Below are 18,166 nucleotides of genomic sequence, written 5' to 3'. Positions count from 1 at the left end.
TGACTATATTTCTAGTAGTGCGCCAATTACTCAGTCGAAGTGGTTGGATTTGAGTATGAAGATTCTACTTTAAAAGAAGGCGAATCAACTCACTCTCAAGGTGGTGTAGTATTACGTTTTAGAGGGTTTAAATTTTACTAAATATAATCTATTTATACTTACCAGACTGTTGAAGTTGCTATGGTCGGTACAATCCCTAATGTGACTAATTTTAACCTAACTCTAATATCGATCAAAATCTATGAAAATAAAGTTTTTTTAGAAAGACTTAATTTGCTTAACTTAGGAGTTGCTAAGCAATACTCCCACGCTTTCTGGCTTCTTTGTAGGAAGTTCCGACATTTTTCAAACCAGCTTTAATCATTTGTTGTTCGAGGAGGGCAAAGAAACGCGCTCGATCGCCACCTTTTACCACTGCTTGATTATGGGCTTCGGCGATCGCTACTGGATAGCCATATCCTTTTTGGACTTGTGCTAACATGAGTCCCAGCGCTTGATCTAGCATAGTTGCATTCTCCGCTACCCATGCCGGAACTTCGATTCGGGCGATTTCGGTACCAACGTGGACGTAGCAAAAGTAAATGCTTTGATCGCCGTAGAGTTCGAGAATCGGAGAATTACTCCGCCAAAGGGTGCTGCGTTGTCCTGGTTTTAGTCGGGTTGCCCAAACTGAAGTATCTCGCAACTGTTCAAAAATTTTACAAGGTACTTTTTCTAGCTGATTTGGGCAATGAGTTTTACAGTCTGGCACTGGATGGGGACAAGCCAATAAGCGTAAAAAGTTCATTGTTTCGATGCTGCGAGAGGCGCTAAGATAACCCATCAGAGGAATTTGAGCATCACGCATTTGCTGCCAAGCTTCCAGGATCGGAGGTAAAATGCGATCGCGTGCATCCATCGGTAATTGTTCTAAAAACCAGTAAATTAAGGAACCATCTACCATCGCCAATGCTGGTGCTTCCCCTTTCGCTGCACATGCAAGTTCTGCCAAAACCGTTGTTTCGGAAGCAGTGCGGCGAAAACTCATCCATTCCTCGGTTCTAATTCCCCACTGCCGAGACATATATAAATCTTCTGGGCGATAAAATACTTCTGGCAAACTATCAAGTAGCGGATGGCGGTTTTGTCCGTAGTGTAAGACGACTCTGCCAATATTTAAGAGATAACAGTAAGCAATTTCGTGATGATTGGGGGCAATTTGGGAACCATCGGTAGCGATGACAGTATGAATTTTGGGGGGAACTGGGATATCGATGCAGGTTTCTAGCGGCTCAATTGGGGTAGCATTAGCAAAGAGAATGCGATCGCGCCATTTTTCCTGGCGATCGATTAAATCTTGTTGAGACTCATAAGCATTTTTGAGGTGTTGTTGCGCCAATTCTAAACGCTGGCGACTGGCAGCAGCTTCTAAAGTAAGATGCTGGCTTAAGCCTTGCATTTGTCGCGCCAGTTTTGTTAGATCGAGCATAAAGGTAAGTTAGGAGTTAGGAATTGGGAGTTTTTCTACTTTCTTAGTATTTACCTACATCTTTATAAATCTCTCGCTTCGTTAACATTCCGCCTTGAAATAAATTTCAGGGTTAATAACTAAAGCCCTTTGATTCTCTAAAAATTGATTAAGTAGAGTCATTTTAGTACACTTGAGCTATGAGCCAGGAACTTAAGTTTCGGCGTGATGTTAGTAAGGACAACAATTTGACTGCTACAAATATCTAGGTAACGATCAGCCCTTTGAGAGAATACGGTTGAGTTAAGCATTTATGTCTTCTCTTTGTATTCTTTGCGTTAGCCTGCGGCAAGTCGCTCCGCATCTACGTTAGAATAATTGACTTTGGCAAAGAGTTTTAGCCTTAACTGAACTGTATTGCCCTTTTAGGGTGAAGCCATTAAGAGATTATTGCAACATAATTTATATATTAAAGCCAAGCAGAGAAATCTTTGGCAAACTGAAACAGCGATAACAACTGAATTCGCGGATCGTTTTGGGCATCTTCCCTTTCTGCTTGGGTATTATAGCCCCAGTCTGCAAGGAACAGTTTCACCTCTTCAAGGTCTGTTTGCTGTTGGACTAACTCCAATGTCTTAAGTCTATCTTCTACAAACCAAAGACTAACTGACTTGTTTTCTCCTTCCTGCTTTAATTCTCGCAAAATTTCGTATTTTGGACGCTTGACTTCTTTACCAAAAATTGCTGCTGTCGGTAAATTCACTCCTTGCTGTTTGAGTAACTCTTGTACAAAACGCCCTTCTTTAGTTGTAACAATGTATAACTTAACTCCACTGTCAAGAGTTAATTTGAGTTTTTCTACTACACTCGGATAAAATTTATGCAGACTTAGCCAACCGTCTAAATCGGTGGTAATCCATTCATCCCGTTGATTATCTAGTTTCGCAGCAATTTCTCTGGCTTGTAGCTTGTGATTTAACAAAAGTTTTGGGGCAATGCTTAACCATTCATGAAGAATTTTATCATCAGGAATTTCATCTACCAACGCTTTGATTAAAACGGGCATTTCCCAACCTGTTTCAATTACAGGTCGCAGGCGGTAGAATCTCAAAGCTAAATCATCTGGTGGTGTATCGTTAGCTGGCGACCAAATATCACAATAGGTACGCCACGCTACCTCAAAATATTCAATTAGTCCGTCGCAAATCACTCCATCAAAGTCCAGGGCTAAAATTGTGGGACTACTTGCGGTCATTGTTTTGAGGATGAAACTGCTGTTGTCAGCTTACCCGACAATTTTAAATCATGCAGTAATTTTTGTTAGTCTTTTATAATAGACCCGCTAAATAAGGTACAATCAGCGATTGGCATAAGACAGGAAAATACTAAACATCAATCGGGTCGATCGCAAAAGGTTTGGCGACTGACTCAAGTCATGCGCTTAAATTTCTTTGAAGTAAGCTGTTTGGCTGTTTGGCTTTCTCTATTCTCACTGCGATATCATTGTGCTAATCACAAATTTTCAGGGCTTCTATTACAGCAGTTCCCGCTCTTGTGAGGTACGTTCTTAGTCGTGAAAGGTTATAGGAAGTAGCGGATAGGGGATAAACTGTACTTCATAACAGCAGTAAGTGCTGTATACCACAGAACACTTCTGCAAGAGTTCTTATCCACGCTTTATCAATGTGAATCTGTCGGGAACATCCGCAGCTTGGGGATGTGCCACCTGACTTTACAGTTTTAGATAAACTGGAGGGAATTCTTTGGGTTAACCAGTGGTTAGGTGAAGCCTTGGATACTTTACCTGTAAAGCTTTACGAAAAAGTTCCTTATTCCATGATTTCCCAAACTTTGCAGACATTGCTGAAAGACCCAATTGCTGCTGAGAAAGGCATAGCACAGGGTACTGAAAAATGGCAGCAATTGGCATATCTATTGGGCACTAATGACTACTTGCTACGTCATAGCATCTTAATAGGTCTGCTTTAGTTTTTCTGGTGCAAAAGTTCCATAAGCAGGGAACGAACAACTACCAACTCATCAATCCTGTACTAAGCATAAATACTTGTATACTATATGGTTAGTAGATTCAATCGCAAAAGCGAGCAATGCCGTGTGTGGGTAGCTAATGCATCATTCAAATTTATGAAATCACCTTTTATTATTCAAAGTTGGCAGCGACTACTTAAGTATCTTTTTCCGATTCTCATTTTAATATCTTTTGTTACGGTATTACTGGTAGATAGTTTTACTCCTGCGATCGCACAGCTACCCCGTCAGGAAATTCGCGGGGTTTGGATGACCACCAATGATTTTGACACCCTCAAGGATCGCGAGAAAGTGCAGGATGCCGTGAGTCAATTACGACGGCTGAACTTCAACACAATTTATCCTGTGGTGTGGAATTCTGGTTATGTAATGTATCCCAGTGCGATCGCACAACGTGCAGGTATTCAACCTTTTGTTTACAAAGGTTCAGATGGACATGATATTCTTGCAGACCTGATTAACCAAGCCCATCGTAAAGGACTGCTAGTGATTCCCTGGTTTGAGTTTGGTTTCATGGCTCCCCCAACGTCGGAACTAGCACTAAATTATCCTGATTGGTTCACACAAAAGCGGGATGGTAGTCAAACTTCTATCGGTGCGGCTGGTGAGGTGATGTGGCTCAATCCGTTCCTTCCGCGAGTACAACAGTTCATCACCAACCTTATACTGGAAACTATTACCCAATATGATGCCGATGGTATTCAGTTTGACGATCACATGAGTTTGCCCCATGAATTTGGCTACGACCGATATACAGTTGCTTTGTACACCAAAGAAACCAAAAATCCCCCTCCAACTAATCCCCAAGATGCAGCATGGGTAAAGTGGCGGGCAGATAAAATTACGGCATTCATGGTACAACTTAACCAAGCTGTGAAGCAGAGAAAACCCCAGGCAATTTTTTCTGTTTCTCCTAATTACTATGATTTTGCTTACAAGTTTCACCTGCAAGACTGGCTGAGTTGGATACGACAAAATATTGTAGATGAGTTAATTGTGCAAGTTTATCGTCCAAATCTACAAAGTTTTGTGGCTAATATTTCTCGCCCAGAAATCCAAGAAGCACAAAAAATAATTCCAACTGGAATTGGTATTATGGCTGGGTTACGAAATAATCCAGTTCCCATGCAGCAAATTAAGTCTCAAGTGCGGGCTGCTCAAGAACGCGGTTTAGGCGTAACTTTCTTTTATTATGAAAGCCTTTGGAATGATGCTCTAGAACCCTTAAACGAGCGACAAGTTGGATTTGGAAGTCTCTTTCCATCTCCTGCACTCCGCGCCAGAGTTGAATAACTTTTCTGTTGAATGTGAGTTCGACAAAGTTAATAAAATTCACTTTCAGGGCTTAGGCAAAGGTGAGTATTTTTTCATTGCAAGTGTTGACGTTGCTTCTCTTTGAGAAGCAAAGTAATCTCGTAAAAACTGGGATTACTTGAATAGGCTACGTTTCGCTAGCAATTTTTTATGGCTAATGGTGCGTGTAGCCGCTTTGCAGCTTGTCATCAGACATCACCATTTGCCCTCAAAGGCTCAGATTGAGCATTAAAAATTACAAATTTTTTTGAAATTAGCCCTAAAATAGCTGGTTGAATTTAGTAAAACCCAAAATTATATTAGGTTAACGTTGGGTTTTACTAAATTCAACCAGCCTGATTAGGTGGTATTTGTTCCGGTGGCGTTTCTGCTAGGGGAGCGAGTACCGCGTCCGGCGCAATTTCTTCTACAGAAATCGGTTGCTCATCCTCAATTTCTAAATCTGGTTGCGCTGCTTCCACCAACTCAGGAGATGGGGGATGTGGTGGAATCGCTTCCGGTACACTCTCAGTTTTTTTTTCAGTGTCAGTAGTAACTGTCTCCTCTGCTGGTGGTTCTGGTATGACAATAGTTTTGTCGATAATCTCAACAGCAGGTTGCTCTGATCTTACAGAGGTAATGTCTTCAGGTTTGGGGGTTGTGGGTGGCTTTTTACTCCCAGTCTGTTGCACCTTGTCTTTCGCGCTACTAAAGGTGCTACCCAGACCTTTTTGCAACTGAACCAGCCGTTCCTGAAGGGACAACTTATTCACCTGTTCTTGAATGCCAGTTTTTACCGTCTCAGCACTGGGTACTTGGGTTTGTTGTACCTGCGGGGTCAGTTGGCGACGTAATGATAGAGTTTGCCAGCCAAACCAGACCAAAAGAGCCACACTAGCCACATGACCCAGCAACAAACCTCCAGTAATGCGTGGTGCAAATACCCATAAAACCAAAGCGTAGAAAAGTCCTACACCACTCCAGATAAAATCATTCTTGCGGTGGATTTCTGGGAAAAAGAAAGCTGCTATGTAAATGGCTAAACTACCAAGACCCACTACCAAAGCTAGGACAAATGCCAGCATTATTTGGTTACTCCTTACTGCGTCTTTTAATTATTTCAATTTTGCAAATTTTGCCAGTCAATTGTTGATTTAGATACAATTTAAAATTAATTATCCATGTTAGTTGTGGATTTTTGTCGTTTATATCAAGTCTTAAGGTCTTCTTTAGGGGAGAACGGAAAATATCGGACTACCCTTATAGGTAAAGGATCTGCAAGAGTTAGCCAGAAATTTTTTATGACACTACAAAGCTTTGGTGTGATTGGATTAGCCGTTATGGGCGAGAACATCGCTCTCAATGTGGAGCGCAATGGCTTCCCAATTGCAGTTTACAACCGCTCCCGCGAAAAAACGGATGCGTTTATGGCGCAGCGTGCGCCAGGAAGGAACGTCAAAGCCGCTTTTACTTTGGAAGAATTCGTCGCCTTATTGGAACGTCCCCGCAAAATTCTAGTAATGGTGCAAGCTGGTAAGCCAGTGGATGCGGTGATTGCTCAACTCAAACCCTTGTTAGACGAAGGCGATATCATTATCGACGGTGGCAACTCTTGGTTTGAAGATACGGAACGACGCACTCAGGAATTAGAACCCGCTGGGCTTCGGTATCTTGGTATGGGTGTCAGTGGCGGTGAAGAAGGGGCGCTGAATGGCCCATCTCTGATGCCTGGAGGTACAACAAGCTCTTACGAGTTTCTATCACCAATTTTCAACAAAATTGCTGCCCAAGTCGATGATGGCCCTTGTGTAACCTACATTGGCCCTGGTGGTTCTGGCCACTATGTGAAAATGGTACACAACGGCATTGAGTACGGCGATATGCAGCTAATTGCTGAAGCCTACGATTTGCTGAAAAATGTCGCTGGATTAAACCCCAGTCAGCTACATGATGTGTTTGCTGAATGGAACACCACCGATGAACTGGATTCATTTTTGATTGAGATTACGAAGAATATCTTCCCGTATATTGACCCAGAAACAAATAAACCCCTGGTGGATTTGATTGTTGACGCTGCGGGTCAAAAGGGAACTGGACGCTGGACTGTGCAAACTGCATTGGAATTGGGAGTTGCTATTCCCACAATTACAGCAGCAGTTAATGCCCGGATTATATCTTCGATTAAAGAGGAGCGGGTTGCAGCATCTAAAGTCCTCACAGGCCCCAGTGGCAAGTATGACGGGCAAACTAAGGACTTTATCAATAAAGTCCGTGATGCTCTCTATTGCTCAAAAATCTGTTCTTATGCTCAAGGGATGGCGTTGCTATCCACAGCTTCCAAAACATATAACTGGAATTTGGATCTGGGCGAAATGGCGCGGATTTGGAAAGGTGGTTGTATTATTCGCGCTCGCTTTTTGAATAAGATTAAGAAGGCTTTTAGCGAAAATCCAGCATTACCTAACCTGTTATTAGCTCCCGAATTTAAGCAGACAATTCTTGACAGACAGACTGCTTGGCGGGAAGTGATTGCAACCGCTGCAACAGTTGGAATTCCAGTCCCCGCATTTAGCGCATCCTTGGATTATTTTGACAGCTATCGCCGCGATCGCTTGCCTCAAAATCTGACTCAAGCACAACGCGACTACTTCGGCGCACATACCTACCTGCGTCTTGATAAGCCCGGAAGTTTCCACACTGAATGGGTTCCTATTGCTGAAGCTAAGAAGTAAGCTTTTGCACATCTGTATCAAAATATTGTGAAAGGTTAGTCAGTTTTCTAAATACAGATTTAAAAGTGGCTCTGAAATTCAGAGCCACTTTTTTTAACGTCAGTAGGTAGGCAAGAAAATTTATAAATATATAGTGAAAAGTTAACTAGAGCTATTAGAGTCAAACTTGATAGGTTTTATACCGTAGTTACCCTTTTCTCTCCTAACTTTAACGCCATCAATAACAGCATAAGCGAGCTTGAGCGTGGATAAGTGAAGGAGCGATCGCCATTTTCCACGCTCAAGCAAAACTAATCTAGCTTCTACTTACGTACTAAATTGAGAAGTTCTTTAGGAGAAGCAAGCAAGTCAATCGCTACGAAGAAGATTTTGCCTTGGGGATCGAGCAAAAACCGCCATGCAATATTCATTCCCACACTCGCACCGAACCAAGGGGTTTGGACTTTACCTGTGACTTTAACTTGAGTATAGTTATCTTCCACTGGCTCAGATATACCACGCTCTGGTATCATCCTTAATCCCTGGCATTCTTCACGCATATAAGCGCGGATTGCATCTTGACCAATAATTGGTCTTTCAAAGGGAGGTTGCAAAGCACCTTCAGAAATAAATAGAGCAACAGCGGCATCAAAGTCGTTGGCATTCATGTTGTTGATATAGCCAAGCACTGTAGGGTTGGTGATACCCTCAATGGTGACTTTAGTCCGAAATGCTGGTGCAGTGGGTGGAGACACAGGCTCTGAGACTTTTTTGTAACTACCGGGAGCATTCGGGTCAAATCCCATGCTCACTACAGTATTGCGGAGAATTGTGATTTGTTGACCGGAATCAGCATTCCTGATTGCTTCTAATACATCAGCAGCCTTGGCAGAAAGTTTGTAGCCTTCTGGAATAGGAGCGACAATTCCCTGAGCCATCCATTCTCCTAACTGATACCAGAAGCCCAACTTAATGTTCACGGTGAAGGATGCATAGGAACGACAGAGGGGAGCGTCAGCACGGTTAGCTAAATCATACATAACTCGTGTTTGAGCCTCGAAAGGCATCTGCTTAATTTGTTCGAGTAAGCCTTGTGCGAGGATCATGTTAGCTGCTCCGGGAGCGGCAACCGTAATACTTCTACCCATCTCGGTATAAGCAAACCAGAGTAATGCTAGTTGATCTTCAGCATTGAGTTGAGAGAATGATTCGACAACTGCTGGAACAACATCAGCAACTAACGTGCCGGGAAAAATACTTTGAGCCGACTTGATGGTAAAAGACATAGCAGATATTCCCAAAAAAAAATTACGGTTCTATTAAGGACTTCCAGTTAAAAAAATATCCCAATGTAGGGGCGCAAGTCCTTGCGCCCCTACAAATCTAGAAATAATTTGGGATAACTTATTTTTTGCAAGTCCCTTAGAATGTGAAGTCCAATGTGCAAAGACGTAAGTAAATGCGTTTAGCTGTTAATAAAGTCACTAAACAGTCTGGGTATAGGGCATTTTAGATATGCTTTACCAAAGCGGGGTTGAGTTTGGATACTCGGCAAAGCACATTGAAGGCCCAACTGCATGGTTATTTAGAAAACCTTGATTAACAGTGGTTTAACGCATTTATCTGGATTTTGTATCTTTGTGTAAAGAAATATAACAATTCCGTTACAAATAAGCAAGGCTTCTTCACTTTTACTTTGATAATTTTTGTTTATAAAAGTTATAAGTTTTACTGAAGCTCTATTCAAGGCAATTGATGTCTTTGTATGAATTGACTTTCAAGAGCGTTCGCACATCAAACAATCCTTCACTGGACTTATTGCGCCGTCCTATACATCGCTTATCTTCTCGCACAAATCCGAAATACCCTACCTAATTAGTACGGTTGTTACCACCTGTTGCATACTATCAAGTATTTGCAAAAAATATTTACAATACGTTATATTAATTTACAGATAACAAATAAAAAGTTCACTATTGACCAACGCAGTCAACTCAACAGATTTATGTTTTGGCAATGATTGGTTTTGTCTTACTCATTGCCTTGGAAGTTTTCACCGGACAAACTAGCTTTTAGAGAAGAGACTTCAGATTTACAAATTTTCTCCAGTTGACAAATAAAACAATTTAGAGGCAAACTGATGAAAACTGATTTTGATTACCCCAGAAAAGATTTGATTGGAGCAGTCGTTTTTAGACCTGATTTCAACAATTTTGAGACCATCAATGCAAATCAAGCATGGTCATTGTTTTTCAGTGCCGGTCAAGACGATAAGGGACTGGGACAAGAAATTGAATTAGGCAGGTTTTTTACCAACCTCTTAATCGCTATTGGAGTAACTGGAATTCTGTGGGCGATTTACTTCAGCCAATTAGGATGAGCAAGTGAGTTCACTTCTAGTATGTGGTAAATTCAATGGAGGTCTTGGATTTGGATACCAGGACTTTTTTTAACTGTTTAATACGTCTAAAAACTCTGTTTAGCTTTGGAAAAAATTCGATGTTGATTGGATTTATAAAGCTTCCTAATTTGTCAAGGTACTGTGGATACATGGGTTTAGAAGTAGCAGAAATTGTTTCTAAACATCTGGCAGTTCAAAGTAAAACATACGTAATTCAAAATAGAAGGATATTGATAAATCAACTTTTAAAGTCTGGTCTAGATTCTCATACAGCAAATCGAACTGTTACTGTACTTATATCAAGCCCGGTTTTACAATTAACCAATAAAAACCAGTTGGCAATTAGTTGTAAGGGATAGTAACTGTAAAGGCATTGAATAACGATATTAGACCTGCCTGAAAAGAGCTACGTTGATACACAACATAATTGTTGTGTACGGTGCGTAATAGCCCTTTCAAGGTGATTCCTAAAATATATTATTTTTTCTATCAGCGTTCCCTATGCCTCTGCGGTTTAAAAAAAATATTTAACCACAGAGGCACAGAGAACACAGATAAAAGAGCTTAAACAGAAATTTATTGACTAAAAATTTCACCTATGTTGAAAAAGCTAGTCTTAAAATACTTTAATTATTACAAAAATATAGGGATGATAACCTGTTAAAGGTAGGCAATACTTTCGCCATTACTATTCCCCAGTTCAACGCAAACAGCGAATTGCTTCTAATAAACCTCTAGCTTTATTCAGCGTCTCTTCGTATTCTTTCTCTGGCTCAGAATCAGCTACCAAACCTGCACCAGCTTGCACGCTAACCGTCTTGTCATGTACTACCATTGTGCGAATTGCGATCGCAGTATTTAATTGTCCTTCAAAATCGTAATATCCATACACACCAGAATAAACACCCCGACGGCTAGACTCTAACTCGTGGATAATTTCCATTGCCCGAATCTTGGGTGCGCCACTGACTGTACCTGCTGGAAAGCAAGCTTTCAATAAATCCCATGCTGTTTTATCAAGTGCTAATTTACCCACAACATTGCTGACAATGTGCATCACATGAGAGTAGCGCTCAACTACCATCAATTCATCAACTTTGACGCTACCGTTTTCACAAACACGCCCTAAATCATTCCGTCCTAAATCTACAAGCATCACATGTTCAGCAACTTCCTTGGGATCTTCGAGTAAATCTTGAGCGAATGCTGCATCTTCCTGGGTAGTTTTACCCCGTGGACGTGTCCCAGCAATGGGGCGTACTGTTGCTAGAACTCCACCATCTGGATCGGTTTCGGCTTTCACCATCACTTCAGGACTGGAACCGATGATTTGCCAATTTTGGAAGTTAAAGTAAGCCATGTAAGGCGAAGGATTTATCTGACGTAGTGAGCGATAAAGGGCAAAGGGATCGCCTGTGTATGCTGTTGATAGTCGCTGAGAAATTACTACTTGAAAGATGTCGCCGGCTGTAATATATTCTTTGGCCTTTTGGACGCTGGCACAAAAATCAGGGCGGGTAAAATTACTTTTATACTCCTCTGCCCCTCTGCTCCCCTGCTCCTCTGCCCCTCTACTTCCTGGCGGTTTCCATTCCAATCGAGTTTTTTCTGGGGATAGGGGGAGAGATAGCTTCTCGAGCATTTGGGTGACGCGATCGCCCGCTTGTTGATAGGCTGCGTGTAAATCTACATTGGGGTCGCGTAAATCAGCATAAGCGATCGCCCAAATTTTTCGCTTCACCTGGTCAAAAATCAATAGGTGGTCTACCTGCATCCACAACCCATCAGGGATATTTCGTTCATCTTGTGGATATATTGGCACGCGCGGCTCAATCCAGTTAATCAATTCATAACCCCAAAACCCAAACAATCCGCCAATCCCTGGCGGTAGCTGTGGTAACTTGACTGGGTGATAAGGTGCTAAACATTGGGCTAAAGTTGTAAAAGGGTCGCCTGCAAAAACGACCTGCGAACCATCGCGGTTTAATTGGGTGGTGCGATCGCCCCTTGCTTCCAAAACCCAAAGTGGATCGCACCCCACTAAACTATAGCGTCCTAGTTTTTCCCCACCTTCTATCGATTCCAACAAAAAGCTATAGGGCTGACCTGCACAGACTTTATACCAAGCAGATACGGGCGTATCTAAGTCCGCTACCCATTCTTGATATACCGGAACAAAGTTGCCTTGTAGAGCTAGCTGAGAAAATTCAGAGAAATCGGGGAATACCATAAATAGCTAAGGGATTGGGAATTGGGGATTGGGGATTGGGGCTTGGGGATTGGGGCTTGGATATGGGTCTAGGGCATCCGGCATGGGGCATTGGGTATTAAGAAAACTTTTTTTAGTCCCTAGTCCCCAACTCCCAGTCCCTAGTCCCTAGTCCCCAGTACCTAGTACCCAGTCTCCAATCCCCAGTCCCTATTCCCTATGCGTCGTGGGTAGCTTTACCACTGAACTTGAGTTGTGATGGATTGGGGTTTTGCCCAATACTGCGTGGGACGTAACGCACTTTTTCACGACCTGCATTCACTTTTTCGGGGAAGACACCATCGGCTGGGTGAAGTAAGGTAGTTTCTCCGTTGGGCAAAATCCGGTAAATTTTGTAATCTGTGATTTTGATTTTACGGAGTTGCTGACCGCCCAAAGCGAGACATTGTTCTTTGCGGGCTAAATACAGCAGGTTTTCACCTTTTTGCATAGTAGCAGCACCACCTGTAGGCAATTCAAAAACTTGCTCTTTCGGGCTAGTCCAAGTGATAGCGTACTTTTCTTCAACTATTGCTTTGTTTAGCAAGCCACCGGTGCTGCCAGCAAATAGCGGGGTTTTTCCAGAGAGTGTTTCTGCCATAAAGATTGATTCTCTCAACGTTTTTAGGGAATCCTAACACTGCAACCAGGATCGTGTTGCGATCGCGTTATAGACTGTAACAGTTTTTAGTGTTTTAGTCATTTTTTAAAAGCCAATGCCCCATGCTCAATGACAAAGGACTAATCCCTATTTACTCTTGACTTTTGCCCGCTTTTCCTCGTGGCTATTCTGAACAATCGGGATAGTGAAGTGAAACTGGCTACCCCGATCTTTGCCAGTTGACTCTGCCCAAATTTTTCCACCCCAGCCATTAACAATTTGACGACAAATAGCTAAACCAAGTCCAGTCCCGCCAGTGGTGCGGCGTAGCGCTCCCTCTTCCTGATAGAAGCGGTCAAAAACGACTTCTAAACGATTCGGTTCGATGCCGCGTCCTGTGTCAGCCACAGTCACCTCGACCATTTGATGGCTGTTAGAAATCGCTTTAATAGTGATTTCTCCTTCAGAGGGCGTAAATTTACAAGCGTTGTCCATCAGTTTTGCCAGTACCTCTACTAGCCAATCACCATCAGCCCTAACCAAAGGAAGGTTTTCAGCAATTTGAGTCTTGATTTGGGGCGGCTTTTCCGTTGAGGAACGGCTGCGATTGCGACTGAGTGATAAATCTATACACTCTTGTAAAGTGAGAGATTCTGGATGCCATTGCACTCTACCGCTTTCTAAGTTGGAAAGTGTGAGAAAATCTTGTACCAATTTTCGCATCCGTTCTGAGTCGGAAAGCGCAGTGTTAAGCATAATCTGCTGCAACTCCAAGGGCATATCTGGCTCACTAGCGAGACTTTCTAAGCACACTTGAATGGTAGATAGGGGAGTCCGCAGTTCGTGTCCAGTGATGGCTATCAGGTTGCTGCGGGTGCGATCTAGGGCTTCTAGCTGCTGGTTAAGTTCTTCTAGGTTGGCGTAGGCTTCCGCTTGGATCAGGGCTGCTCCGACTTGGGTGGCGATCGCTTCTACCAAATCTAATTCCCCAGGTTGGCACTCGTGCGGTGGCATCCGGCAGTAATGTAACTCCACAATGCCCAATAATCGCCCCTGATAAAATACTGGTTCCATCAGCCAAGAACGAATAGCAAATTTTTTGGCAATCAAGGAAAGTCCTGGGGAATTGTTCACACGAGGGTCATTTAGCGTATCGCTAATACAAACACCTTCGCCTTGTTGCACGATGTCCTGAAAGAGGGAATTTTTCTCTAACTCCCAGGTTTGCCCATGAACCGATAAAATACCGGGATTCAAAAACTCGTGTTCAATGATGGCTTGGCTATCTGTAGCTTGAGCGCGGTAAATTAGACAGCGACAAGCTTCTAGGTGTTGTCCTAATTCTTGCGCTGCCACTTGCAGAACTTCATGAGGATCTAGCGATCGCCGAATCGCAGTACTAATTGAATTGACTAATCGTTCTTTTCGTGCTTGAGCAGCAATGGAACGGTAGGCTTTGTGCAATTTGTACTGACTAGCTTGCAAATAAGTTACTAAGCGCTGCACAAAGGGATCTGTATCGATATCACAAGCATATTCGTTAAACTGTTCTGCCCCAGAGTTGCTTCGCGGCTGTCCAATACCAAACCTCTGACGGGCTTCCTCAATTTTATTTGCCAGTTCGGGTCTGTAAACCAAAATCCTGTCTAACAGCAATTCGGCTGCTTTGAGGCTAACTCCCCTTTCTGATGTCCAAACTCCCTCAAATCTTCGGGCTGTGTCTATATCTAGATTAGGGCTTAGTTCTGGTAGTTGCTTGTTTTTAGCAATAGAACCAAGGCTTTCTCGACAAACGAGACAAGTTGCATAATTGTCAGCAATCACCACCAAATGCCACTCATGACTTAAACCGTCCTTTGGTTCAAAAGCGATCTTTTCGTAGTATTCCGAACTGTTGGTAAAATCCGTTTCTGGAGCAGATAATACGTATATTTGATTACTTCGCAAGGCAAGTCGCTGATAGCGATGAGCTTCTTGGCGGTAGAATCGCTCTCGCTGAAAACTAGCAATTACAAGGGGTTGGGCTAAAGTCGCAGCCAAAACTTGATCTTCCATCGCGTGGGAGAGCGCCGTTAGTGAAGCCTTAAAATATAGCTGGGGCCGCAAGTATGGTAGGGACTTTAGCAGATCACTCAGCACAGAAGTCGAAATGCTCATGAATTATTGTTAAACGCTCAACCTCGATCAGATCCACGTCACAGCTGCATTGTACAAATTCCAAGGGACTCTCAAGTTAAATAGAGAGTTGCAATATGTAAAGAACGCTAAAATGCGCTTTTCGCCCAAACAGGCGCAACATTTTGTTACCAAATTTATTTGTTGATTGACAACCTACTACGCCCAATATACATTCTTGACTAACTTGGAAATATCTTTGCACAGGTAAAATTTGGTAAATCTAAGTACCAAGACAACTAATTGCTATATCTTTTTGACTTTATTTTCACAAACGACCACCGACAATTAAGACTTCATACGTCGGCGTAGACCGACGTAGACATCGCCCAATTGAGATTCATACCAAATAAATTTTCTTACCCAAAAACCATTACTGCCGTATAAATCAATCCATAATTATTGATTAAAGTAAATTAATCAATTAGCGATCGCTAATTTGTCTAATTAAACACCACAGATATTCAAGACAAAATCATATAATAGTTTAGGGAAGAAATACTCTCTTTACCCAATAAGAAGCGGAAATTTCGCATTTTTGCTGAGTATATTATATATCTCGTATCTTGAGAAAATTCAACAACTAGAGAATTATCTAAAAATCCCAGCTTTCTGTATTGAGTTTAGACTTATACAATATAAATTTATAAATATTTACTTATATGGATTTGAGTGTTGCTATGTTGTCAGCAGGACATAAGAATTATTTTGGCTAGAATAGCTCAAACAAGTTTTTAGAGAGCGGATTTTTTCTCCAAATACCACAAAATCTACAACCTGTACACGGAACTTTGGCTAATGACACCGGATACGCTAATGACCCCGGAAAAAATTTTCCTGGATGGAAAAACTTTTATTCCTGCTGAACAATTACCTATCCCGGAGTGGCCTTGTGTTGTGAGTGAAAGATCGCAACCGACACTGACGGTTAAAGATGATGATTTATTTTTCGTGACAGATACTATCGGGAATATTTCTGGCTGTTCCCTCAACGATGGCAATCCCAGTATGGGGCTGTTTTGTTGTGATACAAGATTTCTGAATCGCTTGGAGTTGCAAATTGAAGGGCGATCGCCTGTACTCCTCAGTAGTACTGCCGAAAAAGGGTTTTCCCTCTCAGCTTTGTGTACTAACCCCAGAATCGACGAACGCCTCAGAGCCGAAACTATCGGAATTCGGCGAGAAATAGTCCTCAATGGCGCACTATTTGAAGAAATAGAGATATCTAACTACAGCACAACAACTGTTAATTTTGAACTAAGTCTTAGCTTCGATGCAGATTTTGTTGATTTGTTTGAAGTCCGGGGTTATGACAGAGAAAAACGAGGTAGGCTTTTACGTCTAGTAGAACCGACGACGGAAGAAGGAATCATCGATGCCGTTTCATCAGTACCCAAAGACCCATCAACTTTTAGGGAAGAATCCTTAACACTAGCCTATCAAGGTTTGGATGGATCGGTGATGGAATCTCGGATTTTATTCCAACATCATCAACCAGACTCTTTCAAAGGTTACACTGCTGTTTGGCAGCTAGAGTTGGCTTCTCACGAAACCCAAAAACTGGGTTATCGAGTGAATATGTTGAAAAATAACCAATCCAGTTCAACTGTAAGTGCCGCCACTACATTAGGACAGGCGAAAGCTGCTGAATTGATGGAGGAGCAAAACTGGGTACAGCAAATTACCCGCATTAGCTCAGATAAAAGCACCTTCAATCGAGTGATTGAGCGGGCCGAGCAAGATATGTATTTGTTGCGCCAGTCTTTTGGTAAGCATAAGACTGTTTCGGCGGGAGTGCCGTGGTTTTCTACGCTATTTGGGCGGGATTCGCTGATTACAGCTTCCCAAACCTTGATGTTAAACTCGCAAATCGCCAGAGAAACTCTGATATTACTGGCGACATACCAAGGAAAGAATGACGACGAATGGCGCGAAGAAGAACCGGGTAAAATTTTGCACGAGTTACGTTTGGGAGAAATGGCTCGTTGTCAAGAAATTCCCCATACACCATACTACGGTACAGTTGATGCAACTCCCCTGTGGCTAATGTTGTATGCCGAACATTATGCTTGGACTCACGATCAAGAACTCTTAGAGTTACTTTGGCCCAATGCTCTAGCAGCAATGGAGTGGATCGATCGCAATACCCAACAAACCAGTTACCTCGGCTACTTCCGTAAATCTAAACGCGGTCTGGTTAACCAAGGTTGGAAAGACTCTGGTGACTGTATTGTAGACCACAAGGGAGAATTAGCTAACGGCCCAATTGCTCTTTGTGAGGTGCAAGCTTATGTCTATGCTGCAAAAATGCGCCTTGCAGAAATAGCGAGGATGAAAAAGCGCCTTGATTTGGCAGATCGTTGGCAAGAAGAGGCTAGAAGTCTCAAGGTTCGTTTTAATCTAGATTTTTGGGTGGAAGACCAAGATTTCTGCGCCTTGGCTTTGGATGGAGATGGCAAACCAGTAGACAGTATTACCTCAAATCCTGGTCATTGTCTGCATTTGGGTCTTTTCACTCATGAAAGAGCCTATAGTGTAGCAGAACGGTTGCGAGCGCCAGATATGTTTAATGGTTGGGGCATTCGCACCCTCAGCAGTTTGTCACCCGCTTACAATCCAATGGGTTATCACACTGGTTCGGTTTGGCCCCATGATAACGCTCTGATTGCAATGGGATTGCGATCGCTGGGTCTGATCGATCAAGCCCTGGAAATTTTCCAAGGTTTATTCGATATGACTAGTCGGCAGCCTTACCAACGTCCTCCAGAACTATTCTGCGGCTACGAACGGAACGGTGATAATGCCCCTGTACAGTATCCAGTTGCCTGTACTCCCCAAGCTTGGGCTACTGGTAGTGTCTTCCAACTGCTGCAAATGATGGTCAACTTAGTACCTGATGCTCAAAATAACTGCTTGCGAATAATTGACCCTGCTTTGCCAGAATCGATTAATCGTCTGTCATTTCATAATTTGCGAGTCGGCCCCACCATCCTCGATTTAGAATTCGAGCGTTCTGGGACTACGACTGCTTGTCGCGTTGCCAAAAAACGGGGCAATTTGCGGGTAGTTATCGAAGCATAGAAAGAGTAGGGAGTGGTGAAGGATCTACTCCTTATTTTATGATTGGTGCGATCGGCATGACTTGAAATTCAGCACAGGGCTTTTTGCTACCATCCACTCCAACGTAGTATTATTTTGCTTCATCGCTAGTGTGTAGATTTCTAAATAATAGATCGCAGGT

Annotated in this window: 12 protein-coding genes; 5 read left to right on the top strand and 7 right to left on the bottom strand. The window is 42.6% G+C overall.

Annotated features, from left to right (window positions below):
- Nucleotides 1-292 precede the first annotated feature (292 nt).
- Both V7K55_RS18595 and V7K55_RS18590 read right to left on the bottom strand, forming a co-directional pair.
- Nucleotides 293-1,468 (bottom strand): DNA double-strand break repair nuclease NurA, encoded by a 1,176-nt coding sequence (locus V7K55_RS18595; RefSeq protein ID WP_334833904.1) that lies wholly within the window; start codon nucleotides 1,466-1,468, stop codon nucleotides 293-295.
- Nucleotides 1,469-1,916: 448 nt separating this feature from the next.
- Nucleotides 1,917-2,702: an HAD family hydrolase gene (locus tag V7K55_RS18590; RefSeq protein WP_334833902.1), complete on the bottom strand. Its 786-nt coding sequence runs from the start codon at nucleotides 2,700-2,702 to the stop codon at nucleotides 1,917-1,919.
- Between the two features lie 464 nt (nucleotides 2,703-3,166).
- Between V7K55_RS18590 and V7K55_RS18585 the strand changes: the two genes are divergently transcribed.
- Together V7K55_RS18585 and V7K55_RS18580 are read left to right on the top strand one after the other, a co-directional pair.
- Nucleotides 3,167-3,436: a hypothetical protein gene (locus V7K55_RS18585; protein WP_334833900.1), complete on the top strand. Its 270-nt coding sequence runs from the start codon at nucleotides 3,167-3,169 to the stop codon at nucleotides 3,434-3,436.
- A gap of 156 nt (nucleotides 3,437-3,592) precedes the next feature.
- Complete coding sequence (locus tag V7K55_RS18580; RefSeq protein WP_334833898.1) at nucleotides 3,593-4,789, top strand: glycoside hydrolase family 10 protein; 1,197 nt, start codon at nucleotides 3,593-3,595, stop codon at nucleotides 4,787-4,789.
- A gap of 347 nt (nucleotides 4,790-5,136) precedes the next feature.
- Here V7K55_RS18580 and V7K55_RS18575 read toward each other — a convergent pair whose 3' ends face one another.
- Nucleotides 5,137-5,874 (bottom strand): Ycf66 family protein, encoded by a 738-nt coding sequence (locus tag V7K55_RS18575; protein ID WP_334833896.1) that lies wholly within the window; start codon nucleotides 5,872-5,874, stop codon nucleotides 5,137-5,139.
- A gap of 216 nt (nucleotides 5,875-6,090) precedes the next feature.
- Here V7K55_RS18575 and gndA point away from each other — a divergent pair, with 216 nt between their 5' ends.
- Nucleotides 6,091-7,521: an NADP-dependent phosphogluconate dehydrogenase gene (gndA, locus tag V7K55_RS18570; protein WP_334833893.1), complete on the top strand. Its 1,431-nt coding sequence runs from the start codon at nucleotides 6,091-6,093 to the stop codon at nucleotides 7,519-7,521.
- A 302-nt stretch (nucleotides 7,522-7,823) separates the two neighbouring features.
- Here gndA and V7K55_RS18565 read toward each other — a convergent pair whose 3' ends face one another.
- Nucleotides 7,824-8,786 (bottom strand): orange carotenoid protein N-terminal domain-containing protein, encoded by a 963-nt coding sequence (locus V7K55_RS18565; protein WP_334833891.1) that lies wholly within the window; start codon nucleotides 8,784-8,786, stop codon nucleotides 7,824-7,826.
- 854 nt (nucleotides 8,787-9,640) lie between these two features.
- Here V7K55_RS18565 and V7K55_RS18560 point away from each other — a divergent pair.
- A complete protein-coding gene (locus V7K55_RS18560; protein WP_334833889.1) occupies nucleotides 9,641-9,880 on the top strand; it encodes a hypothetical protein in 240 nt (79 codons plus the stop codon).
- A gap of 721 nt (nucleotides 9,881-10,601) precedes the next feature.
- Here V7K55_RS18560 and trpE read toward each other — a convergent pair.
- The 3 genes from trpE to V7K55_RS18545 all read right to left on the bottom strand — a co-directional run bounded on the left by trpE (nucleotide 10,602) and on the right by V7K55_RS18545 (nucleotide 14,907).
- Nucleotides 10,602-12,131, bottom strand: a complete 1,530-nt coding sequence (trpE, locus tag V7K55_RS18555; RefSeq protein ID WP_334833887.1) for an anthranilate synthase component I — start codon at nucleotides 12,129-12,131, stop codon at nucleotides 10,602-10,604.
- Between the two features lie 196 nt (nucleotides 12,132-12,327).
- On the bottom strand, nucleotides 12,328-12,750 hold the full coding sequence (locus tag V7K55_RS18550) for a photosystem I reaction center subunit II PsaD (protein WP_334833885.1): 423 nt from the start codon (nucleotides 12,748-12,750) through the stop codon (nucleotides 12,328-12,330).
- A gap of 147 nt (nucleotides 12,751-12,897) precedes the next feature.
- Nucleotides 12,898-14,907, bottom strand: coding sequence for a DICT sensory domain-containing protein (locus V7K55_RS18545; RefSeq protein ID WP_334833883.1), 2,010 nt, complete (start codon nucleotides 14,905-14,907; stop codon nucleotides 12,898-12,900).
- 816 nt (nucleotides 14,908-15,723) lie between these two features.
- Between V7K55_RS18545 and V7K55_RS18540 the strand changes: the two genes are divergently transcribed.
- Nucleotides 15,724-18,006 carry an amylo-alpha-1,6-glucosidase gene (locus V7K55_RS18540; RefSeq protein ID WP_334833881.1) on the top strand — a complete coding sequence of 761 codons (2,283 nt, stop codon included), beginning with the start codon at nucleotides 15,724-15,726 and terminating at the stop codon, nucleotides 18,004-18,006.
- Nucleotides 18,007-18,166 lie beyond the last annotated feature (160 nt).

The organism is Nostoc sp. (genome assembly GCF_036919895.1).
In the GTDB taxonomy this organism is placed as follows: domain Bacteria; phylum Cyanobacteriota; class Cyanobacteriia; order Cyanobacteriales; family Nostocaceae; genus Nostoc.
This window is presented reverse-complemented; position numbering and strand designations above follow the sequence as displayed.